General features: G+C 57.4%; 26 protein-coding genes and 1 pseudogene. 10 read left to right on the top strand and 17 right to left on the bottom strand.

Annotated features, from left to right (window positions below; genetic code table 11):
• Nucleotides 1–86: 86 nt before the first annotated feature.
• A complete protein-coding gene (locus WBK19_RS02865) occupies nucleotides 87–251 on the top strand; it encodes a hypothetical protein (protein WP_511286785.1) in 165 nt (54 codons plus the stop codon).
• A 106-nt stretch (nucleotides 252–357) separates the two neighbouring features.
• Entirely contained in the window at nucleotides 358–1,938 is a 1,581-nt protein-coding gene (locus WBK19_RS02860) for a hypothetical protein (protein WP_511286783.1), read from the top strand.
• Between the two features lie 186 nt (nucleotides 1,939–2,124).
• On the opposite strand, the gene WBK19_RS02855 is transcribed toward WBK19_RS02860, so the two are convergent.
• The 10 genes from WBK19_RS02855 to WBK19_RS02810 all read right to left on the bottom strand — a co-directional run bounded on the left by WBK19_RS02855 (nucleotide 2,125) and on the right by WBK19_RS02810 (nucleotide 10,832).
• Nucleotides 2,125–3,522 carry a DNA cytosine methyltransferase gene (locus tag WBK19_RS02855; RefSeq protein ID WP_511286781.1) on the bottom strand — a complete coding sequence of 466 codons (1,398 nt, stop codon included), beginning with the start codon at nucleotides 3,520–3,522 and terminating at the stop codon, nucleotides 2,125–2,127.
• A 73-nt stretch (nucleotides 3,523–3,595) separates the two neighbouring features.
• Nucleotides 3,596–5,884, bottom strand: coding sequence for an SNF2-related protein (locus tag WBK19_RS02850; protein WP_511286779.1), 2,289 nt, complete (start codon nucleotides 5,882–5,884; stop codon nucleotides 3,596–3,598).
• Between the two features lie 116 nt (nucleotides 5,885–6,000).
• On the bottom strand, nucleotides 6,001–7,056 hold the full coding sequence (locus WBK19_RS02845; RefSeq protein WP_511286777.1) for a hypothetical protein: 1,056 nt from the start codon (nucleotides 7,054–7,056) through the stop codon (nucleotides 6,001–6,003).
• 27 nt (nucleotides 7,057–7,083) lie between these two features.
• The gene (locus tag WBK19_RS02840; RefSeq protein ID WP_511286775.1) at nucleotides 7,084–7,482 is read right to left on the bottom strand and encodes a hypothetical protein; all 399 of its coding nucleotides are present in this window, start codon (nucleotides 7,480–7,482) and stop codon (nucleotides 7,084–7,086) included.
• A gap of 84 nt (nucleotides 7,483–7,566) precedes the next feature.
• A complete protein-coding gene (locus tag WBK19_RS02835) occupies nucleotides 7,567–7,971 on the bottom strand; it encodes a hypothetical protein (RefSeq protein ID WP_511286773.1) in 405 nt (134 codons plus the stop codon).
• Between the two features lie 211 nt (nucleotides 7,972–8,182).
• Complete coding sequence (locus WBK19_RS02830; protein WP_511286771.1) at nucleotides 8,183–8,653, bottom strand: hypothetical protein; 471 nt, start codon at nucleotides 8,651–8,653, stop codon at nucleotides 8,183–8,185.
• 72 nt (nucleotides 8,654–8,725) lie between these two features.
• Nucleotides 8,726–8,971: an EexN family lipoprotein gene (locus WBK19_RS02825; RefSeq protein WP_511286769.1), complete on the bottom strand. Its 246-nt coding sequence runs from the start codon at nucleotides 8,969–8,971 to the stop codon at nucleotides 8,726–8,728.
• Nucleotides 8,972–9,047: 76 nt separating this feature from the next.
• Nucleotides 9,048–9,440, bottom strand: a complete 393-nt coding sequence (locus WBK19_RS02820; RefSeq protein WP_511286767.1) for a hypothetical protein — start codon at nucleotides 9,438–9,440, stop codon at nucleotides 9,048–9,050.
• An 86-nt stretch (nucleotides 9,441–9,526) separates the two neighbouring features.
• Complete coding sequence (locus WBK19_RS02815) at nucleotides 9,527–9,712, bottom strand: hypothetical protein (RefSeq protein WP_511286766.1); 186 nt, start codon at nucleotides 9,710–9,712, stop codon at nucleotides 9,527–9,529.
• A 10-nt stretch (nucleotides 9,713–9,722) separates the two neighbouring features.
• Nucleotides 9,723–10,832 carry a DUF6094 domain-containing protein gene (locus WBK19_RS02810; RefSeq protein ID WP_511286764.1) on the bottom strand — a complete coding sequence of 370 codons (1,110 nt, stop codon included), beginning with the start codon at nucleotides 10,830–10,832 and terminating at the stop codon, nucleotides 9,723–9,725.
• 56 nt (nucleotides 10,833–10,888) lie between these two features.
• Here WBK19_RS02810 and WBK19_RS02805 point away from each other — a divergent pair, with 56 nt between their 5' ends.
• Nucleotides 10,889–11,293: a hypothetical protein gene (locus WBK19_RS02805; protein ID WP_511286762.1), complete on the top strand. Its 405-nt coding sequence runs from the start codon at nucleotides 10,889–10,891 to the stop codon at nucleotides 11,291–11,293.
• On the opposite strand, the gene WBK19_RS02800 is transcribed toward WBK19_RS02805, so the two are convergent.
• The 7 genes from WBK19_RS02800 to WBK19_RS02770 all read right to left on the bottom strand — a co-directional run bounded on the left by WBK19_RS02800 (nucleotide 11,285) and on the right by WBK19_RS02770 (nucleotide 16,803).
• Nucleotides 11,285–11,917: a DUF3275 family protein gene (locus tag WBK19_RS02800; RefSeq protein ID WP_511286760.1), complete on the bottom strand. Its 633-nt coding sequence runs from the start codon at nucleotides 11,915–11,917 to the stop codon at nucleotides 11,285–11,287. The genes WBK19_RS02805 and WBK19_RS02800 overlap by 9 nt on opposite strands.
• 407 nt (nucleotides 11,918–12,324) lie before the next feature.
• The gene (locus WBK19_RS02795; protein WP_511286758.1) at nucleotides 12,325–12,540 is read right to left on the bottom strand and encodes a hypothetical protein; all 216 of its coding nucleotides are present in this window, start codon (nucleotides 12,538–12,540) and stop codon (nucleotides 12,325–12,327) included.
• A gap of 16 nt (nucleotides 12,541–12,556) precedes the next feature.
• Nucleotides 12,557–12,901, bottom strand: a complete 345-nt coding sequence (locus WBK19_RS02790; RefSeq protein WP_511286756.1) for a hypothetical protein — start codon at nucleotides 12,899–12,901, stop codon at nucleotides 12,557–12,559.
• Nucleotides 12,902–12,999: 98 nt separating this feature from the next.
• The gene (locus WBK19_RS02785) at nucleotides 13,000–13,203 is read right to left on the bottom strand and encodes a hypothetical protein (protein WP_511286754.1); all 204 of its coding nucleotides are present in this window, start codon (nucleotides 13,201–13,203) and stop codon (nucleotides 13,000–13,002) included.
• A gap of 73 nt (nucleotides 13,204–13,276) precedes the next feature.
• Nucleotides 13,277–13,795 (bottom strand): DUF3577 domain-containing protein, encoded by a 519-nt coding sequence (locus WBK19_RS02780; protein WP_511286752.1) that lies wholly within the window; start codon nucleotides 13,793–13,795, stop codon nucleotides 13,277–13,279.
• 927 nt (nucleotides 13,796–14,722) lie between these two features.
• Nucleotides 14,723–16,129: a heavy metal sensor histidine kinase gene (locus WBK19_RS02775; protein WP_511286750.1), complete on the bottom strand. Its 1,407-nt coding sequence runs from the start codon at nucleotides 16,127–16,129 to the stop codon at nucleotides 14,723–14,725.
• Nucleotides 16,126–16,803, bottom strand: a complete 678-nt coding sequence (locus tag WBK19_RS02770) for a heavy metal response regulator transcription factor (RefSeq protein WP_511286748.1) — start codon at nucleotides 16,801–16,803, stop codon at nucleotides 16,126–16,128. The genes WBK19_RS02775 and WBK19_RS02770 overlap by 4 nt, the downstream gene beginning before the upstream one ends.
• Before the next feature lie 177 nt (nucleotides 16,804–16,980).
• Between WBK19_RS02770 and WBK19_RS02765 the strand changes: the two genes are divergently transcribed.
• The 7 genes and pseudogenes from WBK19_RS02765 to WBK19_RS02735 all read left to right on the top strand — a co-directional run.
• Nucleotides 16,981–17,259: a hypothetical protein gene (locus tag WBK19_RS02765; protein WP_511286746.1), complete on the top strand. Its 279-nt coding sequence runs from the start codon at nucleotides 16,981–16,983 to the stop codon at nucleotides 17,257–17,259.
• A gap of 3 nt (nucleotides 17,260–17,262) precedes the next feature.
• Nucleotides 17,263–18,702, top strand: a complete 1,440-nt coding sequence (locus WBK19_RS02760; RefSeq protein WP_511286744.1) for a TolC family protein — start codon at nucleotides 17,263–17,265, stop codon at nucleotides 18,700–18,702.
• Nucleotides 18,703–18,719: 17 nt separating this feature from the next.
• Nucleotides 18,720–20,129 carry a multicopper oxidase family protein gene (locus tag WBK19_RS02755; protein WP_511286742.1) on the top strand — a complete coding sequence of 470 codons (1,410 nt, stop codon included), beginning with the start codon at nucleotides 18,720–18,722 and terminating at the stop codon, nucleotides 20,127–20,129.
• A gap of 37 nt (nucleotides 20,130–20,166) precedes the next feature.
• Nucleotides 20,167–20,820: a c-type cytochrome gene (locus WBK19_RS02750; protein ID WP_511286801.1), complete on the top strand. Its 654-nt coding sequence runs from the start codon at nucleotides 20,167–20,169 to the stop codon at nucleotides 20,818–20,820.
• Between the two features lie 96 nt (nucleotides 20,821–20,916).
• Nucleotides 20,917–21,357, top strand: a complete 441-nt coding sequence (locus WBK19_RS02745; protein ID WP_511286740.1) for a DUF411 domain-containing protein — start codon at nucleotides 20,917–20,919, stop codon at nucleotides 21,355–21,357.
• A 20-nt stretch (nucleotides 21,358–21,377) separates the two neighbouring features.
• The gene (locus WBK19_RS02740; protein ID WP_511286738.1) at nucleotides 21,378–21,722 is read left to right on the top strand and encodes a copper-binding protein; all 345 of its coding nucleotides are present in this window, start codon (nucleotides 21,378–21,380) and stop codon (nucleotides 21,720–21,722) included.
• Nucleotides 21,723–21,841: 119 nt separating this feature from the next.
• Nucleotides 21,842–22,044: pseudogene (locus WBK19_RS02735) on the top strand (TolC family protein); the annotation flags it as partial.

Genomic DNA, 22,044 nt, shown 5'->3' with positions numbered 1-22,044 from the left:
AGGACAGTCCTTGAGGTCACCAGGACTAAATGAAGGCGGAATGTACTGTGGTCCTCATTCGACAATCCGGGGTGGGAGCCGTCTGAATGCAGCATCTTGAAGAGGCCGCTGACGAAGCTCTTGCCATCGGTGGTCATCTCATTTCTGGAAGAGGACAAAAACCCCTTTTCGGCGAGCAGTGTGCGTCGATTTTCCGAGGTCTTACGGAGAGCAAAGAAAAGCCCCGTCGTTCGGACGGGGCTTCGCAATGAATAGGGACGTGGAGCTGATCGGATTTGGCTTTCGCCGCCTCGTCACAGGTCATTGTCCCTTAGACGGTTGGCAAAAGAATCTGCCGTTGCGTCCATAATACCGCACATGCTGAAATCCAACAATCAAACGGAACGCTTGGCGGCCCTGCGCCTCTTGGAGCTCTGCGACGCCAACCTACCGTGGCACCGTTCCCTCTGGGGTATCGGAATCGAACTGGCACTCCAGGAGCTGATCGAGGCTAGCGACGCGATGCTGCTTGGCACGCTAAGCGAAGCATCGGTGAAGCGGCTCGCCAAATCGATCCAACGCATGTCCGGGGCGGATCCAACCCTTTCCGCGCAAGAGAAAACCGCCCTCAACGAACGCTTGCGGGAGGTTCCTAGGCAGGGTGGGGAGGCGTACAGCGCAATTTGCCAGCTTTCGCAGAGCATCGGCTCGAATTACCTTTCCCGTTGGAGCGCCGTAATACGCGGCGGAATGCAGTTTTCTCCCGAACGGATGGCCAAGTGCGTCGCAACGCACTTGCTGGACAAGGGATTTTCCAGCGCCCATGTCCACGCGAAATTGCGGGAAATCATCGTTTCATCCCCGCAGGAAACGACGCTTTCGGAACTTTGCGACGAACTGCAGACCTTGGAGCAGGAAACTCCCTTGCGCGAGTGGCGGGTACTCGTGGCGTTCGAACATCCGCCGCGCCAACCTGGAGGATTTCCTCTCGGTTGGATTCGCCCGGCCGAAATTGCGCAATGGTTGAAAGACAGGGGGCACAGCACGCGGGATGTCAGGCCGTCGGGAGGATTCGTCTGGACGGTAGTCGCCCGGGACGCCCAAGGCGCGGCCGAGTCTGCACGGGACCTGCTCGACCGCTACTCGGCGCGGTTATCCATCGGGACCGGCAGGGGCCTTAAGGCGCTTCCGTTCATCTGGGTCGAGGGGGCCGATGAGGCGCTGCCGATACAAAAAGGATCGAGGGGCGTCCGCGTAGAGGAGCTATTCCGTTCCGGAATGGTGTTCGCTGAGCCCTCGGACGCCATTTCCGAGAGCGTCGATGCGGCCTTTGAGCTGCTCGCGCACCTTGAACAGAGTTCTCCGACCGCAGCGATCGCGGGAGGATGGGCTGCCGTAGAGGGGTTGTTGGGCGAACCGAACAACCGATCCGTTGCCGCGGACCATCTGGCATCGCTGGTAGCCTGCTCTATACCCCGGGCGGAGTTGACGGCGCTGTCCTATAAAGTAGCCAAGGCGGCCACCGGGGCCTTGGCGGACGATTTGGCAGCATGTACGACCAACAAACAACGGGCGATCCGACTGGTCAGGGCCATCGTCGCAAAGGAGCCTCTGGGAATCCGTCACGGTGCGGACGAAGCCGCGATCAAAAGGATGACGAGGCTGGTCGGGGCGCCAAACAAGGAACTGATTACCGCGAAAGACTTGGTTGCGGACGCTTTTCATCGCCTATACCGCCAACGGAACCTGATCCTGCACGGAGGCATGACGAGCAGCGTGGCTTTGTCAGGAAGCTTGAGGACGGTCTCAAAATTGGTGGGCGCAGGGATGGACCGTATCGCCCATGGGTTGTACGTAAATCGGCTGAAGCCGATGGAACTGGTCGCCCGCGCCAACATCGCGATCGCTTTGGCAGACACGAAACCTCCAGAGCATTGCGCTGAACTTCTGGACTCCTGAGAGGTACGTAAAGCCGAGCCCTGCAATTCTTGTGGCAGGTATCGGAAGGCGGACATATTCACCGTAACGTAGCGGCAATTGTCCGAACTGGGCCATTAGCTTGCTGGTTTTTTCCAAGGTGGCACGCCACCCTCGAAAAAACCCCCTCCGAAGAGGGGGGACGAAAGGCCATCGGCCCATCGAAATCTATGCGGCACAGGCAAACTTCTGCCCACTTGGCACAAAGGAACTTTGACGAAACGCTAGAAGCGCCTCCCCAAGCAGCCTTGCTATTTCCCGAACTGGACGATAGACAATGCTCTGGCCGAGCAACTCGTGACCGGTGGTTTGGCACAAGCCCGCCACCAAATGCTCTGGCACCCCTTTCAGGCGCGAATGCTCCCGAACGGTAGGCAACCTAAGCAGATTCGGATCCTGCGGATGCCTGAAGAACGGATCGGTTGACCGGCGTTTGGCGATCCCTTTGGTTAGCGTGGCGATACTCCGCTCGCTACCATCATAGATCTGCATCCGAAAACCCTTCCCAGCCTCAACGTCCCGCACTTCCTTGTCTTTGAGATATTGCATAGCGCTCCAGGACGAATCATCCAGGGGGACATGCTCCATCACATCAGACAACCGCCGCTCGGGATATTGCCCGGGCTGCAGCTTGTCGAAGTCGAACGGTATGCCCTTGGTGACGGCTACAAGAAACCAACGCCGCCTGGCTTCAAGCTCTCCCCATTCCGTTCCGAGCAGTTCCCGCTCATGGACCTCATAACCCATGTCGCTAAGATAGCCTCGAAGTATCGCCGCCGATGCGCTGTCCGCATAGGCGGTAACATTTTCCATAAGACAAGCCACGGGATTCAGCTTGGCCAGGAGCGCGATGGCCGGTGCGATAAGATGACCAACGGCCGAATGGTGCTCTGGCAAGGCGATCTTGTTTCGAGAACGGCCCGCTTGCGAGGCACCACTGCAAGGAAGGCCGAGATCGCACACGTCGCATTCTGGCAAGCGTCGGACAACCTCTTCATCGAATGCCAGTTCCTGTAGGGGGATGTTGGCCATGATGGTTTGGTCGTCAAACGCATCGTTGTGCACCATGGCATGCTCAGCCAGGTCACTCCGGATCTCGTTGCACATCAGAGACTCAGCATGAAGCCCGGCATCCTGAAACCCTGCATGCAACGCGTGAGACAAGATACCGCCACCGGTTGCAATGCTCGATGTTTCGAGATAACCATCCGCCAGATGTTCCTGCAGGCGAAGCAGTCGACGGCGCCGGCGCAGCTCGCTGGCCAATGGCGAGATGAAAATGCGACGGTCACCGAACACAACCCGGGCCGACTCGTGACCACTGAGCGGCGCCAGATCGCTTTGCGAGTTGATATCGATCACCGGCGTTATGCTCTCCCCGCGGATCTTGCGGGAAACGCGACGATCGCCGTCCTCAGCAACGCGCAGCAATACACCGCTGCCGTGCATCTCGACTGAAAACCTCACACCAGGCTCGAAACCGGCCCGCCGAGTGGCGATCGACTCAACCCAAATATGGGGCGAACCACGCTTGGTACGCATGCTTAAAATGGATACGGCTTTCATGGAATTCTCCAAATGAACGCGGAGAACCCCTTGCGGGAGTTCCCCGCAAGGGTGGTTGATATTAAGACCGGAGCTACGCCACCAATTTCTTGGCCAGCGCAACCTCGATCGAGTCGTCGTTCTGATTCAGAATATCCAGCCCCGACTCCGGCATGTCGCCTGAGGTGGATTGCGATACGGCGATTTTCTTGGCCATCAGTTCAAGGCACGTCATCTGTGCCGTGGCGCGATGCCCGAAGAAGTACACATCGACATCCTGCTTTTGGCCAATCCGCCAGGAACGGCGGGCAGCTTGCTGCAGGGTGTAGACGTTGTAGCCAGACTGCATGAAGGCGATCGTTGGAAAGTCGAGCAGGTCGAGACCGGTTTTCACCAGTTCCGGATTCGTCAGCACAACATCGACGCCCCGATCGACCTGGTCAGCGACCCAGTCTTCCCGCTTCGTGGCATCCACGCTTGCACGCAGAATGGCCACGCGCAGGCCTGCGCGCTCCAGGATCAGCTTCAGGCGCGTCGTTGTATCCCGCGTGCCGGTGTAGACCGAGTAAGCAAGCACCTTGCGGCCCCTGCCCTTTTCCCGCTTGCAGAGATCGAGCAAGGCCTGTTCCTTGGGCATGATGTCTTCGTTGCCGAAGATCGCCGTCTGGAAGGCCAATGTCGCCCTGGTGCGCGGATGCATCACCAGTTCGTCACGGAATGCACAATCCGGCCAGGCCAACAGCACCTGCAGGACCACCCCGAGTAACGTGGGGTCGCCCTTGGCCAGCGCATAGCGCAACTCAGCGCTCAGCGTGCGGGAAAGCTTGTCGTAAGCCTTCCCCTGCTCTTCGGTCATCTCCACTTCCGTGAAGTGCTCCGTATAGCCCGGCAGGATGCCGGCGCCGATATCCGACAGCTTGAGAAACACCGTGCACGGCAAAACGTAGCGCATGATGCCCTTGGGCCCAAAACCGGCACCCTTCGCCGTCCGTTTCGCTTCGTGCTTGCCCTTGGCTGTTCTATGAGCCTCTCCCGAGGTTTCCTTGAACACATCCTTGAGCACGCCATGGTCACGCATGAAGCCCATCGAAGCAGAGCCCAGAGAACCCCGGGCATTGACCCGATAGCCATCAGCGATCATCGCCTTCGGATTCAGACGCCAGAGTAGGAAGAACAGATCGTCAGCATAGCCGCCCATCAACGTCCCGGTAAGCAACAGCGTCTTGCGACACTTGCGCGCCAGTACGCCCATGGCCTGCCCTTGAGCCGAACCATCGTTCTTGTACTCATGGCCTTCATCGACTACCAGCAGCCCGAAGTAACCGTGCGGCAGGTAGCGCTTGATGAATTCCGTCGCCTGATAATCGCCCTGGCCAAACGCAAATTCCGTATTGGCCATGGCACGCTCCATCCGGAGTGCCTGGCGATCACTGAACACCAGGTCGCCGTTCTCATCCATCAGGTTGATGAACTCGTAGACATTGTCTTCGAGCATCGAACCCAAAAGGCTTTCGCCAAAGGTCGTGAGCAGACGGTCTGCCGTTTTTTCGCCGATGGTCGGCAATTGCTTGAGTGCATCGAGTACGATCTCGCGTCGTGAGCGCATGGCGTTGCCCTTGCGGTTCAATGACCATAGCCGCCCATTGCAAGCCGGGCACGACCGACGATCCCGATCAAGCTCAACCTGTGCTGCTGCCGGCGACATCGGAATATCCGTCCCATCGGTCATCTGATGGGTCAAGACCGTGCCGCAATCCGGACAACTGGCGTAGCTCGCGTGATGCAAGGCCCCCACTTCGTCACGATATACGGTGCGCCGGGTAGCGAATGAGGGTTTCCAGTGAAACCCCATGCGCATCCGGACACGCCCCAGGATGAAGAACTCAGGCACGCTCGGCCGCAGAAGCATACCCTGCAGGGTCAGCAACTTCCGCAGCGTATCTGGACCGTTGAGGATCCAGACGCGAGCGTTGGGCACGGTCTGCTTGATTTCGCGCCGCCACTTATAGACCAGGTGCGGCGGCGAAATCACCAGTGCCCGCTCATAGCCCTCGGCATGCATGACGGCCGCTGTCGCGATCGCCATGATGGTTTTGCCGGTGCCCATCTCCGCGTTGATGATCGCGGCCGGGTCATCGGCATCGATTAGCAGTGCGGTGCAGGCCTGGACAACTTCGCGTTGAGGATCAAACGGCCGCCGTAGCAGGCCATCCATGACACGATCCCGCCCCGGGTGGGGCTGACCGTTGTAGATCGGTGGATTTTGCTCACGAACTGCATTGAGCAAAGAATCACCAAAAGTTGAGACAAAATCGCCGAGAGAAAACTCGACGGGGGCCGGCAATGCGGGTGGCACAACGGCAGGTACGGTAGAGGCAAGCATGGTGCGAACTCCGATAGATTGCGAGGACGCACCTCCCTCGCGGGAAGATGGTCCCCGCACGGGTGAATGAAGCAAGACGCCGACAATGCGGCTGGTGGTTTAAAGATGAAGCAGGATCAATACTCGTCCGGCAACAGCAAGGTGGTTACTGAACGATCCGCCTCGGTGATGACCCAGATCGTGTTCTCGCCGAACCCCTTGCAGGGTTGGGCGGGATCGATCGGATAGGCCGAGAAGATCCGCGAACCGTCTTTGATCGCTCGATCGTTTAGATAGCCGTCCGAACTGACGCCCCAGTCGCCCCGTTCATGACGGCAAATGAAGCTCATTGGAATGACATCTCCACTCTCAAGCAATGCCTGAACGCCCTGAGTCCAAACAATATCGCCCAGCTCGAAAAGCGGTTGGCGAGGATCGTGGCGAGCATCGGCTTGGATCCGACCAATAGCATGGGCAGCCTGTGCGACCGCTTGTGCAGCTTGCTCTATCCGATGATTCGAATCTGCCGGCATAACGGCTTCATCAAGGGTTAGTGCACCCATGGCCACGGCCATTGAAACGATCTGCTCGAACGACTCCGGAACGCGCAGACGCGCCCCGTCGACCGACCCGATCGGTGGTGCCTCGCCGGCGGCCAACGGCACAATCAGTTCAGCACCCAGCGCCGTCATCAAAGGCTGACGCCAATGATCAAGCAAGGGCACTGGGCACAACTCACGAAGGAGTAACCAGGTGCGATCAGCAAACGCCGTTTCGGTTTCGTCAAAGCGCAAGAGCAGCGCCCGGCGATTCACACGATCCGGCTTGATGGCGTCTTCCCGATACAACCAGGTGTGTGTCAAATTTCCGAACAGATTATTACGTGGCAAGCGCCCGGTCAGCTTCTGCAGCTTTTCTGGTGCGGCCATGCCGATACAGTGCTGTTCGAACCCACGAACCAGGGTGAAGTCACGACGACCGCCCTGCCCGCTTGGCAGGCTAAACGTTGCCAGGAACTGCAGGATCACGGTATCCCGTCCATACAGAGAGAGAAATACCAGTTCACCGAGCTCGTCCCGGACGGCAGCATCGACAAAAACGTCGCCGAACTCGCGGACGGCATAGAGGGAGTTTATTTGCATGATGATCTCCAGCAAAAAACCCGTGGCGACCGATCTGGAGGGATCGATCACGACGGGCTTGGACTTATAGAAAACCGATCAGATCGGCAATTGATAGGGTTTGGCTTTGGACATCACCATGCCACCAGGTCGGCGGTTACGTGCATGCTCAGCAGCGCGCAAGGCGGCCACTCCAGTCGGATATCGTGCGCCAACAGTAGGCGTTTCGGCAAAGCTGCCATCAGTGCCCAGCACACGCTCCTGACCGAAGAACATCTCGATGGCCACGTAGGGCCGCGAAATGCGCCCGAAGAGGATCGCCCGTGCCTGTTCAGCACCCATCCGGAAGATGACATCATCGAGGTGATCGACAGTCGACATGAAAACTTCATCACGCATGACCTTCAGGACGCCTCGCACCATTTCGCCATCAACAGTACCAATGGCATCGGCAACGCGCTGTTCGTCGGTGGCAACGATTTCAGTAAATGAATACATAGCTTGCTCCAGTAAATTCAGGAGGCAAGCCGCCCGTTAGGGGAACTTGTCCCCCTGAACGGGTTGGGTATTGGCGAAAAGGCGTTAGATGTTGACGTTGAGCACCGGCCAGATCAGCGGTTGCTGATTGGGCGTTTCCTTGCGGAGGGTATTCAGATCAACAGCGACGGATTGGCGCTGACGAAGCTTGGTGGCGCTGGACGAAATCCAGGACATCAAGCGAGCCAGTCGCTCACCCCATTGCTTCGCTTTCGCGTAGCGGATGCGGGACCGTTGGACGGTCTCGCGGGCGCGTACATAGATACCCGCAAACTGAAGCTTGGCGGTCGGATCACTGTCGAGATATTCAACAATGATCTTGGCCGTCGTCGGGTTACTGATGCGTGAAACCAGATACTTCCACTGATCGACGTCCATCGAGCGCATCACTGTGCTCAGCTGGTTATTATCGACAGCGGTGGACTTGGTGTTTTGAGTGCTCTTGATCATTGCAATCTCCTAAAAGAAAAAAGGGAGATCGCACGCCCCGGTCGGGAGTGAAATCTCCCGTTCGGGTGGTGAAGCGCTAAATAAACCCCAGGTCTTTCGACCGTTCCAGTCTCAGGGGCTGACTGGATTCAGACACCGATCACATTGCGTGACGGTGGTACTACAATATGCCCAAATAGCATACCATCGATTTTTCGAAGTCGTAAGCCAGTTAATCAACGGCCGCTGGATCAATGTTTAGGCTGTCCCTGAGATAGTCGCCAGAAACCACGATCTCTCCAGAAATCCACGATTGATCGCATTTCTGGAGTTCAGGCGAAGTCCTAAAGCTATCGTTGCGCTCCTGAAGCAGCGATTCGACGATTGCCGGATCGGCCAGTATGGGCAGCCCGACAGCCCCAGGGAAGACGGCGTACAGCAGCTTGGACAAGGCGTAGGGCGACAGAATTTCTCTTGGCGTGCCGCCGAACCAATAAATCGGTCCTTCTTTTATCCCGACGTGAATTTCTGGTCCTTGCAGGAAGTACGTTTCCATAGGTTCATCCCATCCTAGAAATCCGTCGTCCAGCCAGCATTGAAAGGTGGTTGCCCCAGTCAGGCAATCCCTGTGCTCTCGGGCAAGCTCCCGTTCCTCCAGTTCATCGGCATTTTGTACAAACTGAGCTAATGAGTATCGTGACATCGAGATTACCTCGGCAATTTGAAAAGGCTGCCAGTTCGCAATTCGCAAATAGCAAACTGGCCTGCGACAGCGTCAGAACTTGTAGCCCGGACCAAACGTTCGCGTGCCTTTAGTTATGTTTTGCACCTGCTGCGACTTGTTTGCGTTCATGCAATCGGGGTCTGTGACTCGCGTTGCATCGACGGCACACCACTTCAGCTTGTCCGCGCGAGCCTCAGGGTGTTGGTCGTACCATTCAATCGTTTTATGGTCGTCGCCCGAGCAGCCAGCCAGGCCAAGAATACTGGCCAGCAATGCGCTTGTGAGAAGCTGTTTCATCGTGATTTCCCAATTCAAATTCTGAATATTTTGGCATAAAAATACCCCGGCAGCATTTAAGCTGCACGGGGTTGCGTTATTTGAGCGCGAGCTGCGCACACTCAGGAATGTAACCGTCGGCGTCTTCCATACCCGGCCACCCCTTACTGCAGCAACTCATTTCTCCTGGGGAATACTGGCAATTACGACACGTTGCGCACACGTCATCATCGCTGACGGACTTCTTCCTGCCAAAGCCGCCGTACTTGCGGTTGAGTTCGGTCTTTAGCCATATCGCCGTCGCCTTCCACGATTCTCCGCATAGCAATGGCGAATCCAGCGACTCGGCCGGCGCCTCCGATACCGCTTCTGCGTACGTCCGCAAGGCCTGGATAGCGAAGGCTTGGATCAGCGGCCCAGTCGGACAGCCGAAACTCATAATTCGCGCGATGAACTGCTCGTTCGTTTCGTGCTCATTTTCGAATGACATTATGTTTCTCCAAAATGAGCCCCGGGACACCATCCCCCAAGGGACGGTGAAAAGTCCCTTGGGGCATTGGTTAAAAGGTGTGGATCTCAGTCCGGATTTACTAGGCGGTACTGCTCGCCTCGTCTTACTCTTGCTCTGACCCGCCGCAACGCCTCCTTGCCTGTCGGCGCTGACATCTGCCAAGTGACCCAGTGCGCCGGAAAATACCGGTCGAAATGGCGGTAGGCATAGCGCAGGAAGCGCACCTGATAGACCTTTTCCGTTTCTGCCATGGTTAGCTCCCTAGTGAATGGTCACCACCGAACCCAACTTCGGCCCCGGCGTAAACTCCAAACCCCGAATCACGGGCACGAAGATGTCGGTCAGCGTCGTCGTCTCGGTGATCGAGCCGTTGTCGTGCGTTGTGATATCGACGTGCTCGCGCTTCGACTTGTAGGTATCGCCCTTGATGAGCAATACCCGACCGTCCGGAGAACGAACCTCACCGCAGATCTGGCCTGCAGCAAGCGCCAGCGCCAGGTGCCACGGACGCATAGCCCGCAACGGGCGACGATGCGCCTGTTGAACCTGGCCGAACTGCATACCGAAGCTTGGCCACAAGGTATTGCCCTTGAAACGCATCAGCTCCGCTTCGAGCTGGGGCGCATCGATCCGGACTGCGTGGAATCGAAAGTCCGCTTCCGCGAAATCCGCCTCGGGCACCAGGTAGGGTTCCTCTGGCCAGGTCTCGGGCAAAACATCGCCCATGCACTCGCCCCGGCCAAAGGCCTCCAGCGATCGAACCACCCCGGCGTCGATCCGACCGGTGTTGCGCCGGCGGACGCCCAGGATGACGGCTTGCTTGAAACGAGTCTCGGGTGCCATGAAACAGCGCACTTGCTCAAAGTTGCGGGCGATCATGCTGGCGAACTCGCCATCCAGCACATAATGCGGAACGATCAGCGTCAGAATCCCGCCATATCGCAACATTCCCAAGGCTCGCCGGAAAAAGATTTTTTCCAGGCGCTCACGTTTGACCATGTCGCCCGTTTGCGCCTTGTCAGCAACCACATCGCCGTAGGGCGGATTCAGGAATAGCAAGCCCATCGACCGCGGCGAACAGGAGACATCGTTGATGTCGCTATGCAGGACCGTATCGAGCAATGATTTCGCATGCCAGGCACGCTCAGCGTCGAACTCGACGCCGAAGGCCTGGACCTGTGCCCCACTTTCGACCAGATGGTGTCGCACATCGGCCAGTGCGGATCCTTCACCGCAGCACGGATCGCAGATTCGGATCGTGCCGGCGCCCATATCGAGCGCTGACATGATGCGCCCCAGTGTGACTTCATCGGTCGGGTAATAACCGTTCTTGATGAAGCTGTGAGCCAGTCTTGAGAACATTAAAGCCATGAGTAACCTCCATTCGAGAATTGACCCATGGATCTTCCCCAGCGGGAGAAAACCCGATGGGCAAGATGAACAACCAGAAAACCCCAGGAAGCATTGCTTCCGTGACTGTTACAGGGGCTGACAGACTTCGACACACCGGTTGGTGTGGTGCAACGATTTCATCAAAAGCACTCTGCGGAACGCTCTTGATGAACCCGCCGCGGGTTCTGCTAGAAAACAAAAAAGCTATTGAGCTGAACAAGCCCCTCATCGCCCCGGCGACAACATCCAACGGAACGAGGCATCTGAACAAGGGGGCCAGAGATGCCAAAACATGGGCGCACGAGGCGCTAAACGCCGCAGCCTGTCGGTCGGCCGCATACCTGCTTGTGAATCACAACCCGCGAGGCAAGCTTTCCGATGCGACCAGCGCATGGGAAAGCCCACTGACGGGCTTTCGTTGGTTAAGAAAACTACGCTGAGAACATCCAGCTCTGCGAACCGGCGTGGAACGTGTAGTCCAGCGCCTTGAGACGATCTCGTTGGAGACGGAACTGGATGCGGTCAATGGTCGGATCGAGCTTGACCGGCTGACGCTCGGCAACTGCGCCGAAAAGGTCATCACCAAACAAAGCCTGGTCGGCTTCGTTGTTTGTGTCCACCGGCGGCTTCGCGGGGGTACGTGGTGCGCGCGGCTTCGGTGTGTCCTGCTCTGCGTCGATCGGAACCGCTGGCGAGGCTGTCACAGGATCTGCTGGAGGAGCTGCAGGTGCCGGTGCAGGCACTACGGATTCAACAGGAGATTCTTTCGCGGGATCCGGTTCAACCGAATCCCGCTCGGCACCAGCTCGGGTATGGCCATCAATCTGCAGATCCGCCAGTTTTGCGCGAATCTCGATGACCATCCGGCCGTAAGCCGTATAGGACCAGGGGAAAATCTGCTGGATACAGAATTGCCCCTCGTAGAGGCCTTCGTCGAATTGATCGAGGATCGCGTCCTTGACCCGAAAATCACCAATCTCGGTTTCGAGATCGCCGACGCAAAAAGGACCATTGGCGCCATTAAGACGTTTGACGCGCAGCTTGCCAGGTAGGGATATGGACATCGAAGTTCTCCGTAAATGAAAAAGTCGGAGAACCCACCTTGTCGGGAGGTTTCCCGACGGGTTGTCGAATTGCTGAGGATGAAACCGCCAACCTCTTACGAGGCCGGCGGGTTTTGCTTGAAGCGATACCTATGGATTTCCGATCCACAGGCATCCGTGGGTTGCTTTAGAGGCCGAAACTGGAGGACAGGACGAGCCTACCAGGGAGCTCCCGCACTAAATAAAACCCCGAGTCTTTCGACTGTACCTGTGTCAGGGGCTGACAGGTCACTTTGCACCGCGAACGGCGTCGTGTTTTTAGCGAAACACGCAAAACGCTGGAAACAGGTGCTGTCCAAAAAACCAGACGATATTTTTGGGCAGCACCCTCCCTGGTTACAACCAGGGAGGGATTGCTTGCTGTGCTGTTAATGATGAAAGGTGCGGGCGCGACGTTGCTGTAGCATCACTCGGTACGGATTACGCATCGAGCGAATATTGCCACCCGTCGATTTCTCGTCGTCATCTGTCACTGGCTGCTTGGCAACCCAGAAACCAACAACTGTCAGGGCAAAGCCAAACGTGACAAATACGGCTAAAGTTTGCCAAAAAACCATCATCGGGAATGTATTGATAGACCACATAATGCCTCCAAATCTATCACAGATTGTAGGGTAGCCTAGTGGAATCATCGCCCTTCCGGCGCACCTTGTAGGGTGATTCGACAACAATCGTCGGACGGGGTTCTTCTTCCAGTTGATCGGCCTGCAGCTCAAGTTTGGTAGCAACTGCGCTGAAACAGATGTACGACAGCGCCACAGCAATGATACCGAGCGCTCCCATTTTGTCGGGTTCAGGTTGCGGTATTGCCAAGGGTTTCCCCATAAGCAACAGAGCACCGTTTCCGAGCCACACCATCACCAGCAAAACACCAGGCGCTCCGGCCGCTGCGCGCAGCCATTTAGCGACCTCGCGCAACCATCGGATCTTTTCCTTGCGTTTCATTGATTCGTCTCCAGTTAATTAAAACCCGAGACAAGTCCCCTGCCGGGATACTCATCCCAGGCAGGGTTAATAGAATTAGCGTGAAAGTTATTTCGGGCCTACGGCTCCTGACGTTGCGTGAACTCATCCTTGAGAAGGGCTTGTTCTGCACCGCCACGAGCTGGCCAGAATTCGACCGATTCACGTGAGCAGGGTCCATCATCATCGGCAGTGCCGAGATAAAACCCCGCATTACTTTGGAGTACCTGCAGAGGCAAGCTGACATCCAGGTACTGTTTAGCCAAAACTCCGTTTTTATTCATGAGTCATCTCCAGTAAAGAAAAACGGACCGCTCTCAAAGAGAAGGATCCGCTGGGTGATAAAGCCGAAGCTGGTTAATCGTGAGTGCCGGTACGATCAGAATCGTCCGAACCCGCCAGGTCCAGGGAAATGGTCACGACCCCTTCCTTGTCTTTGTGATACACAACTTCGTCGCCCACTTTGACGTAGGTGATTTGAAGCAGTCGCCCTTTGATAAGGCAAGCAGCTTCGACTGCACCGGTTTCTTTACCGTTTTCGCGCACCTTACGTTCGTAGGTGTGCGCATAGATATCGCCGATGACAAACCCGACGATAACCTTTTCCTTCTTTTCGACGGAAGGCATGACTGCCTGGATGATTTTCTGGGCGTCACTACCGGAGACACGGCAATCGAACAACGAAGTGTTCGGATCATTCGCGTCGCCATGCAATGCATTGATGCTGCAAGCCAGGAAAGGGGTGCCACGACGGCCTCCCTTGCCCTTGGTATCAACCCAGCGCGTACGGTTGAGATACCCAATACCACGCGTGTGCAGATCAAAGTAACCGTTGGAAGCGTCGGAAGAAGCGGAATTACGTTGTTGATTGGACATGACAATCTCCTAAATAATATGAAAACGGGAGATCGCACGTATCCCGGACGGGAGGTGTGATATCCCGTTCGGATGGATGAAACTAAGAATAGACCCCAAGCCTTGAAGGCTGTACCAGTGACAGGGGCTGACTGGTCACCGTTGCGTTAGATGGCCTAACGAACGTACAACAAGATGCAGGTGTATTTCTACGCCTCACCGATTCAGTCGTCAATACCCATAATGGATTATTATGTTTTTACATATGAGTGATTCCACCAACGAAAATGCCCGCTTAGAAGCACGCTGACATTGGGCTGCGGGGCGTGACGTTCGCTAAAGCCGAACGGCAGCTGCGTGCCTATTCTGTTGAAAAACTCAAAACTAGGTTTTTCTAGGGTATGTCGAAACATTCCCCGACACGAGATCGTCGAATACAGAGCGATTGTGAACGTCGATCTATTTAGCCCGACCTTCCTTTTCGCCAATAAGCGAGTTTTTCAACAGAATATGCCCATTGCTGTCAGCCGGTTTTCTACACAGCGGTCGTTCAGCCAAACACAGGTTCTGCGAACTTGACTGCTCCATAGCTGCCGCTGGCGATCTCACACTCTCGGCCACAACCGGACTATCAGTCTGTTCGGGTTGCGGCCATTCAACGGGCTGCTCCACTTTAAAAGCTGCCGGATCACCAATTCGAGCTTGTCGGCCTTTGCGGTCAGTGGCGTTCTGCGCCACCAACGGCGGCAATGTTGTTCAGCGGCCGTAAGCCAGCAAATTGGCCCGTATGACCGCTCCCACCTGCAAGCTATTGCCGGATACTCGGCTTGCTACAGCAAGCCTCCCCACTCGATCTCGAAGTACTAGATGGCTGACGCATAGCTGCGTCGGGTGGTGCCCCGTTCGGCCGTATTGAGGTATAGATCGACCTGGCCCATCGCTTGATTTTTATAGTTGCCCACCAACTGGCAAGGACAGCGTGAATCGTGTGATGCCTTCTGCCGACCTTACGCTGACATCACCGCCATGAGCGATTAATATGGAGCGTGTAATTGCCAGCCCCAGGCCTGAGCCTTCGGTTGTTCTTTGGCGTGCACTGTCGGTCCGGTAGAAACGATCAAACAGGCGAGGCAGATGCTCGGCCGCGATACATGCCCCTGTGTTTTCCACTGTCAATTTAACCGCCTCATCGCCCTGCGTTTCGATCTGGACCGTCACCGTTCCACCAAGCGGGGTATAGCGAAGCGCATTGGAGAGCAGGTTACTGATCGCCCGACGTAGCATCAGACGGTCGCCGGATACGGTGCCATGGCCAATGACGGACAGATGGATTTCCTTTTCCTCGGCCAGGACCCCGTAGAACTCCAGCAACTCCGCAACTTCATCGGCTAGCTCGAGTGGCTCCGGGTGCGGGATGAGTTGATTGTTCTCCGCCTTGGCCAGGAAAAGCATGTCGGCGATTGTTCGGGACAAGCGCTCGAACTCTTCCGCATTGGAGGCCAGAATGTCCCGATATTCGTCGGCCGATCTGGCTCGCGACAGCGTGACCTGGGTTTGGGTCAGCAAGTTGCTGACCGGTGTTCTCAGTTCATGGGCAAGGTCAGACGAAAAATCCGACAGGCGCTGGAAGGATTCTTCGAGCCGAGACAGCATCTCGTTCAAGGTGCTCGCCAAGTCGCCCAGTTCAAGGGGAATAGCCTCAACCGGCAGACGGGTGTGCAGCCGGTTGGCGGTGATCGCCGCAGCTTGACGCTTGATCGACTGCAGCGGTGCCAGTCCGCGCCGAACGACAAACCAGCCGAGCAGGCCCATGGCCAGCGTGGCCAGCAGCATGAAGACCCACAAGGTTTGCCGGAAAGCGCCCATGAAATGCTCGTGATGCGATATTTCGGTGGCCACCACGACGGTGTACGAGGATCCCGCCTGGCCTCGGGCGGTCAATGTGGCCGAAATGCCCCGCCATGGGAGACCATCGTCGGCGACCCATTTGGTCGGGCGTCCACTACCGATTGCGAGACGCTCATTGAGTAATTCAGGGGGCAGAACAAGCCCCACATGGGCATCCAAGCGTTGCCGGTTCGGTCCGACCACGGCAATGACCAAACCGTGATGCCCAGTCAAAGCCTCATCGAGTTGTTTTGCCAGCGTCTCGCCACTTGGCGTGGCCAGCGCTTTTTCAAGAACATGCTTGGCCAGTTCCATTTTGCCGGCCAGCACATCGATGTCCTGCTCTTCGAAGTGTAGTTCCACCGAGCGCCCGATGAGCAAGCCGAGCAGGAACAGCACGAATACCGACGCCAATGCAAACCACAAGGTTAGGTGAAGCGTCAGCGATCGACTCTGGATTTGCTTCAATCGGTAATCTCCAAAACGTAGCCCATGCCCCTGACCGTGCGAATCAATTTGGGCTCGAAGCCTTCGTCGATCTTGACGCGCAGGCGTTTGATGGCAACTTCAATGACATTCGTGTCACTGTCGAAATTCATGTCCCAAACCTGGGAGGCGATCAATGAACGGGGCAGCACCTCACCCTGGCGGCGCAGCAATAATTCGAGCAAGGCGAACTCCTTGGCGGTCAGGTCGATGCGTTTCCCCGCACGGGTCACCCGACGCCGCAGCAGATCAAGCTCCAGGTCGGCTGCCCGCAGAAACTCTGACTCTTTTGCCTTGCCCCCCCGCCGTAACAAGGTTCTGACGCGGGCCAGCAACTCGGAAAAAGCAAACGGTTTGACCAGATAGTCGTCCGCACCTAACTCCAGGCCTTTGACCCGGTCTTCCACCTGATCCCGTGCGGTCAGAAACAGTACGGGCATCTCTTTCCCGGCTCGCCGGATTCCCTGCAACACCTGCCAGCCATCGATACCTGGCAGCATGACATCGAGGATGGCCAGATCATGCGCCTCGGTCAGCGCCAGATGCAAGCCATCCAGGCCGTTCGCCACCAGATCGACCACGAAGCCTGCCTCAACGAGCCCTTGTTTCAGGTATATCCCGGTCTTTGGTTCATCTTCTACGACCAATATTTTCATGACGCTCTCCACCAACCGTTGGCTATCGTTGGTCCATTTTGCGTCGGATTCAGCATCGATCGCCCTAGATTACGCAAATGTAATCCGTAAGTCAGCCGATTGTTGGTTTCGCGAAAGCATGATGTCCACCATGGGAGCGATAGATTCCCAAGACTCCCCCTTCCCCACGGAGGCCGCATGAAATATAGGACATTGATCCTGGTCGTCGCCATGAGTCCGGTATGGGCCGATGACCACGCATCGCCAGCCTCGACGCCAACTGCCGGCTACCGTTCGGTATTTGTCGACTACAAACCCATGCCGGACGAAACGGTTCAGGATTGGCGACAAGCCAATGACGCGATGGGGCGCTTGCAAGGCCATATGGGGCATCTCAACACAGAAAATCCCGCACCTTCAAAATCGCAGCAACCTTCGGGAACAGCGACCGAAGGCACCCCGCGCGAGAGGAAATAAGCCATGTCAGCCCATCCTCCCGAAGGACTGTACAGCAGCGCTAAGCGCACAGTGTTCGTGATCGCCCTGATTAGCCTCGCCGGCTGCGCCACCTTCTCTGATGACGGAGGCTTTGCTAGCGTTGAACAGACCACCCAGGAGCGGCTCGGCAAGGAAGTGAAGTGGGCACGCAGCGACAAGGAGCGAGCGACCCTGCAAGGCCGCGTCAGCGAACTCCTGGCGAAGCCCTTGGCGGTCGACGACGCCATCCAGTTGGCGCTCTTCAACAACCGGGGGCTGCAGGCCAGCTTTTTTGACCTGGGTATCAGCGAGGCCGATCTGGTGCAGGTCGGTAGGCTTCCTAATCCGCACTTCTCGATGCTGCGGGCCAGCAAACCGGAAAACGGCAGTCGCGAATACAAGATCGAGCAAGCGCTGACCTTCAATATCTTCGCCTTGATCACCATGCCACTGGCAGTCGAGGTCGAGCGCCGCAATTTCGCGCAAACCCAGCGCCTGGCGGTCATCGACGTTGCCCGTCTGGCCGCCGATACCCGGCAGGCCTATTTCACCGCCGTCGCAGCCGAAGAGTCGGTGCGCTACCTGCGCAAAGTCAAACAGGCCTCGGAAGCCGGCGCCGAACTGGCCCGTCGGATGGCGCTGGTGGGCAACTTCAGCAAGTTGCGCCAGGCTCGGGAACAGGCGTTTTACGCCGATGCGGCCCTTAACCTGGCCAGGGCGGAACAGGCGGCAACCTCGTCCCGGGAGCGCCTTGCCCGGGTTCTCGGACTGGCAGACCGATCAGCCTTCCGGCTTCCAGAGCGTTTGCCGGACTTGCCCAAGGCAGTCAATGAACTCCCTGTCCTGGAACAGGCAGCCCTCGATCAGCGCCTTGACCTGCAAGCCATTCGCCTCGAAACCGAAGCCCTGGCCAGTAACCTGGGATTGAGCAAGGCGACCCGCTTCATCAACGTTCTGGAGGTGGGGCCGGCCCGCGTCCTGGAAGGCGCCCGGGACAGCGGTTACAAGAAAGGTTATGAAATCAGCTTCGAACTACCGATCTTCGATTGGGGTAGCGCCAAGGTGGCCAAGGCCGAGGCTGTCTACATGCAGGCGCTCGAACGTGCAGCCGAGGCGGCGACAAATGCGCGATCGGAGGTTCGTGAGAGTTATCACGCCTATCGAACCCACTACGATATCGCCCGCCATTATCGCGACGAGATCGTTCCGCTCCACAAGCGGATTTCCGAAGAAAACGTGCTGCGCTACAACGGCATGCTGATTGGCGTGTTCGAGTTGCTCGCCGACGCGCGAACGCAGATCGCGACGGTTAACAGCTATATCGAGACGCTGCGGGATTTCTGGATTGCCGAGGGCGATTTGCAGATGTCGATGATCGGCAAGCCCTCACTGAACACGGCGGCCCGCGCCACCGTCACAGCGACGGGTCGGGCCGACCACTAAGCGCCAAGGAGACGACCATGACGACCCGTCGCGAATTTTTCAAAAATATCGGCATGGCCGGCGGTGCCGTCGCCGCCGCTTCGGTCAGTTCCGTCGCCATGGCGGCGCTGCCCGAACTGGTGACGATGGACAAACCGGATACCATGCCGCCGCTGCAACCGCCCAACGGGCGCCCTTACAATCCGGTGGCGACCCTCAACGGCTGGACCTTGCCGTGGCGGATGAACAATGGCGTCAAGGAATTCCATCTCGTCGCTGAACCGGTCGTTCGCGAAATCGCCCCGGGCATGAAAGCCCATCTGTGGGGCTACAACGGACAAAGCCCTGGTCCGACGATCGAAGTGGTCGAAGGCGACCGCGTGCGCATCTTTGTGACCAATCGGCTGCCGGAGCACACCACCATTCACTGGCACGGCCAGCGCCTGCCGAACGGTATGGATGGGGTGGGCGGCCTCAATCAGAAGCAGATCCCAGTCGGCAAGACCTTCGTCTATGAGTTCGTTGCGCGCCGCCCCGGCACCTTCATGTATCACCCGCATGCCGACGAAATGACCCAGATGGCCATGGGCATGATGGGTTTCTGGGTAACCCATCCGAAGAGCAAGCATCCGCTCATCGAGGAAGTCGACCGCGACTTCTGTTTCTTGCTAAACGCCTATGACATCGACCCGGGCAGCTATACGCCGCAGGTCAATACCATGCTCGAATTCAATCTCTGGACCTGGAACAGCCGGGCGTTCCCGGGCATCGATTCGCTCAATGTCCGCAAGGGGGACAAAGTTCGCATCCGCATGGGCAACCTGACGATGACCAATCACCCGATGCATTTGCACGGGCACGAGTTTGTCGTCAGTGGCACCGATGGCGGCCCGACGCCAATCGCTTCCCGCTGGCCGGAGGTGACGACCGATGTCGCGGTCGGCCAGATGCGCCAGATCGAATTTCTGGCCGATGAAGAAGGCGATTGGGCCTTCCATTGCCACAAGAGCCATCACACGATGAATGCCATGGGACACGACGTGCCGACGATGATTGGCGTCGATCACCGGGGCGTGGTCAAGCAGATCACCGACCTGATCCCCGACTATATGGTGATGGGTGAACGCGGCATGGCGGACATGGGGGAGATGGAAATGCCGATTCCCGACAACACGCTCCCCATGATGACCGGCCAAGGGCCCTATGGCGCTGTCGAAATGGGCGGCATGTTCTCGATGCTGAAAGTGCGGCGCGATCAGAAACCGGGCGATTACCGCGATCCGGGATGGTACAAACAACCAAAAAACACGCAGGCCTATGAATGGACCGGACCAGTTGCCGCAGCGACTCGTAGCAACGATGCCGGCAAGGGGGCCATGCGCTCAACCGGGAAGCCGCAGTTGCAGGAAGTCGTGGTCAGGAAACCGGGCAGCCACGGTCAACACTGAATTCGCACCAAATTAAAGGAAATCCATCGTGAATAAAATGCTTCTTGGCGCTTTGGCAGCCGTTGGTCTGGGCGTTGTAACGGCGGGGATCGTCGTCATGGCCGGCGTCGTCGATGTCGGAGCCGACACGCCCCACAGCCCCCTCACCTATCAGGCGCTGGCCTTTGCAAGGGAGCGGTCTATTGCCAGTCGTGCGGCCGACATCCAGGTTCCAGCCGACTTCGCCGACCCCGAGCGGGTCCGGCGCGGTGCCGGCAACTATGCGGCGATGTGCGCCAATTGCCACCTGTCCCCGGAAGCTCTAGATTCAGAGATTCGTAAGGGCTTATATCCAACACCACCCAATCTCTCCGAAAAACCGGCTTCGCCATCGTCACGTGATGCCGCTCGCGATTTCTGGATCATCAAGCATGGCATCAAGGCTTCCGGCATGCCGGCCTGGTCGAAGGGCGGCATGGAGGATGAAGCCATCTGGGATATGGCTTCCTTCCTGCAAAAGATGCCTTTGCAGTCTGCAAGCGCCTACGAGCAACTGGTGGCGGAAAGCGATGGCCACTCCCACGGCAGTCTGGAAGGCCACGATCACGGGCATGGCGACCACGAAGCGGCACCGGCTGCACCGGTCGCGGAAAAGCCAGCCGGCAAGGGCAAAAAAACGCACAGCCATGACCAGGAAACGCACAAACATTAAGCCCCAAAAGATTACATAAATGTAATCCGGCAGACAGCCAATTGTTGGCATCAGCTATCCATACTGACGCCACTCGATTCATACAGGAGCTTCGCCATGCGTAACCCCGTTCTTGTTTTTGCCTTGATCTCTACCTTCGGTGCCAGCCTTGCCACAACGGCAACGGCAGGAGAAACGGTGGATGTTTACAAGAGCCCGAATTGCGGTTGCTGTAGCAAGTGGATCGATCATCTGAAAGATGCGGGCTTCGAGGTCCGGTCGAACAACGTCATGGACGTCCCGGCAGCCCGCAAACAATTAGGGATGCCCGATCGCCTTGGCTCCTGTCACACCGCCAAGGTAGCCGGCTATGTGGTTGAAGGCCATGTGCCGGCTGCCGATATTCAGCGCCTGCTCAAGGAAAAACCGAAAGCCATCGGCATCGCGGTGCCGTCGATGCCGCCGGGATCGCCGGGCATGGAAAGTCCGAAACCCGTTCCCTACAACACGCTGCTGGTTCAGGCCGGCGGCGAAACCAGCGTCTTTGCCAAACATTGATCCCCCAACAGGAGAAACCCATGAAAGCATTCATCACCGCCTCCCTGATCGCCTTTTCCACCCTCGGTGCCGTTTCGGCACAGGCCGCAAGCGACCATGCCGGCCATGTCATGGCTACGCCGGCTAACACGTCCGCTGAAATGCAGATGGTCGACGGCCAGGTCAAAAAACTGGACAAGACTGCTGGCAAGGTGACCCTGTCGCACGGTCCGCTGGCCAACCTGAACATGCCGGCAATGACCATGGTGTTCAAGGTGTCCAACGCCGCCTGGCTGGAGCAGATGAAGACGGGCGACAAGATTCGCTTCATGGCTGACAATGTCAATGGCGCGGTAACCATTGTGCATTTCGAACCGGCCAAATAACAATGAGGGCGATGGCATTCCGGGGTAAGCCACCCGGAGTGCCCATCGCTTTGTAAAGTCGCGTTTCACAGGGAGGTCGTATGCGACGATTCAGGCTTGCCCCCATATTCGCCGTGCTAATGGCCATCGGCTTGGGCATGCCCGCACTGGCTCAGGAACCGGCTATCGGCGCTTCGGTCGACAGTCTGCTCGATTTCGCCAGGACGCGGAACCCCGAGTACGCGGCAATGCAGGCGGAAGCGGAGGCCTCCGGCCAACGCATTACATCAGCCGGGGCGCTGCCCGACCCCAAGTTCCGGGCCGAGTTGCGTGACATTACCCG

This window comes from Azonexus sp., assembly GCF_049652925.1.
GTDB lineage: Bacteria > Pseudomonadota > Gammaproteobacteria > Burkholderiales > Rhodocyclaceae > Azonexus.
Note: the sequence above shows the minus strand (reverse complement) of the source record. Positions and strands in the feature narration are given on the sequence as shown.

Coding starts and splice junctions, on each gene's coding strand:
- WBK19_RS02810 (WP_511286764.1), bottom strand. CDS start 10,832: ATGGCTTTAATGTTCTCAAGACTGGCTCACAGCTTCATCAAGAACGGT.
- WBK19_RS02760 (WP_511286744.1), top strand. CDS start 17,263: ATGTCAGCCCATCCTCCCGAAGGACTGTACAGCAGCGCTAAGCGCACA.
- WBK19_RS02825 (WP_511286769.1), bottom strand. CDS start 8,971: ATGAAACAGCTTCTCACAAGCGCATTGCTGGCCAGTATTCTTGGCCTG.
- WBK19_RS02830 (WP_511286771.1), bottom strand. CDS start 8,653: ATGTCACGATACTCATTAGCTCAGTTTGTACAAAATGCCGATGAACTG.
- WBK19_RS02820 (WP_511286767.1), bottom strand. CDS start 9,440: ATGTCATTCGAAAATGAGCACGAAACGAACGAGCAGTTCATCGCGCGA.
- WBK19_RS02840 (WP_511286775.1), bottom strand. CDS start 7,482: ATGTATTCATTTACTGAAATCGTTGCCACCGACGAACAGCGCGTTGCC.
- WBK19_RS02795 (WP_511286758.1), bottom strand. CDS start 12,540: ATGTGGTCTATCAATACATTCCCGATGATGGTTTTTTGGCAAACTTTA.
- WBK19_RS02770 (WP_511286748.1), bottom strand. CDS start 16,803: ATGAAAATATTGGTCGTAGAAGATGAACCAAAGACCGGGATATACCTG.
- WBK19_RS02790 (WP_511286756.1), bottom strand. CDS start 12,901: ATGAAACGCAAGGAAAAGATCCGATGGTTGCGCGAGGTCGCTAAATGG.
- WBK19_RS02785 (WP_511286754.1), bottom strand. CDS start 13,203: ATGAATAAAAACGGAGTTTTGGCTAAACAGTACCTGGATGTCAGCTTG.
- WBK19_RS02815 (WP_511286766.1), bottom strand. CDS start 9,712: ATGGCAGAAACGGAAAAGGTCTATCAGGTGCGCTTCCTGCGCTATGCC.
- WBK19_RS02850 (WP_511286779.1), bottom strand. CDS start 5,884: ATGCTTGCCTCTACCGTACCTGCCGTTGTGCCACCCGCATTGCCGGCC.
- WBK19_RS02855 (WP_511286781.1), bottom strand. CDS start 3,522: ATGAAAGCCGTATCCATTTTAAGCATGCGTACCAAGCGTGGTTCGCCC.
- WBK19_RS02805 (WP_511286762.1), top strand. CDS start 10,889: ATGGGCAAGATGAACAACCAGAAAACCCCAGGAAGCATTGCTTCCGTG.
- WBK19_RS02780 (WP_511286752.1), bottom strand. CDS start 13,795: ATGTCCAATCAACAACGTAATTCCGCTTCTTCCGACGCTTCCAACGGT.
- WBK19_RS02865 (WP_511286785.1), top strand. CDS start 87: ATGCAGCATCTTGAAGAGGCCGCTGACGAAGCTCTTGCCATCGGTGGT.
- WBK19_RS02800 (WP_511286760.1), bottom strand. CDS start 11,917: ATGTCCATATCCCTACCTGGCAAGCTGCGCGTCAAACGTCTTAATGGC.
- WBK19_RS02750 (WP_511286801.1), top strand. CDS start 20,167: ATGCTTCTTGGCGCTTTGGCAGCCGTTGGTCTGGGCGTTGTAACGGCG.
- WBK19_RS02765 (WP_511286746.1), top strand. CDS start 16,981: ATGAAATATAGGACATTGATCCTGGTCGTCGCCATGAGTCCGGTATGG.
- WBK19_RS02860 (WP_511286783.1), top strand. CDS start 358: ATGCTGAAATCCAACAATCAAACGGAACGCTTGGCGGCCCTGCGCCTC.
- WBK19_RS02755 (WP_511286742.1), top strand. CDS start 18,720: ATGACGACCCGTCGCGAATTTTTCAAAAATATCGGCATGGCCGGCGGT.
- WBK19_RS02835 (WP_511286773.1), bottom strand. CDS start 7,971: ATGATCAAGAGCACTCAAAACACCAAGTCCACCGCTGTCGATAATAAC.
- WBK19_RS02740 (WP_511286738.1), top strand. CDS start 21,378: ATGAAAGCATTCATCACCGCCTCCCTGATCGCCTTTTCCACCCTCGGT.
- WBK19_RS02745 (WP_511286740.1), top strand. CDS start 20,917: ATGCGTAACCCCGTTCTTGTTTTTGCCTTGATCTCTACCTTCGGTGCC.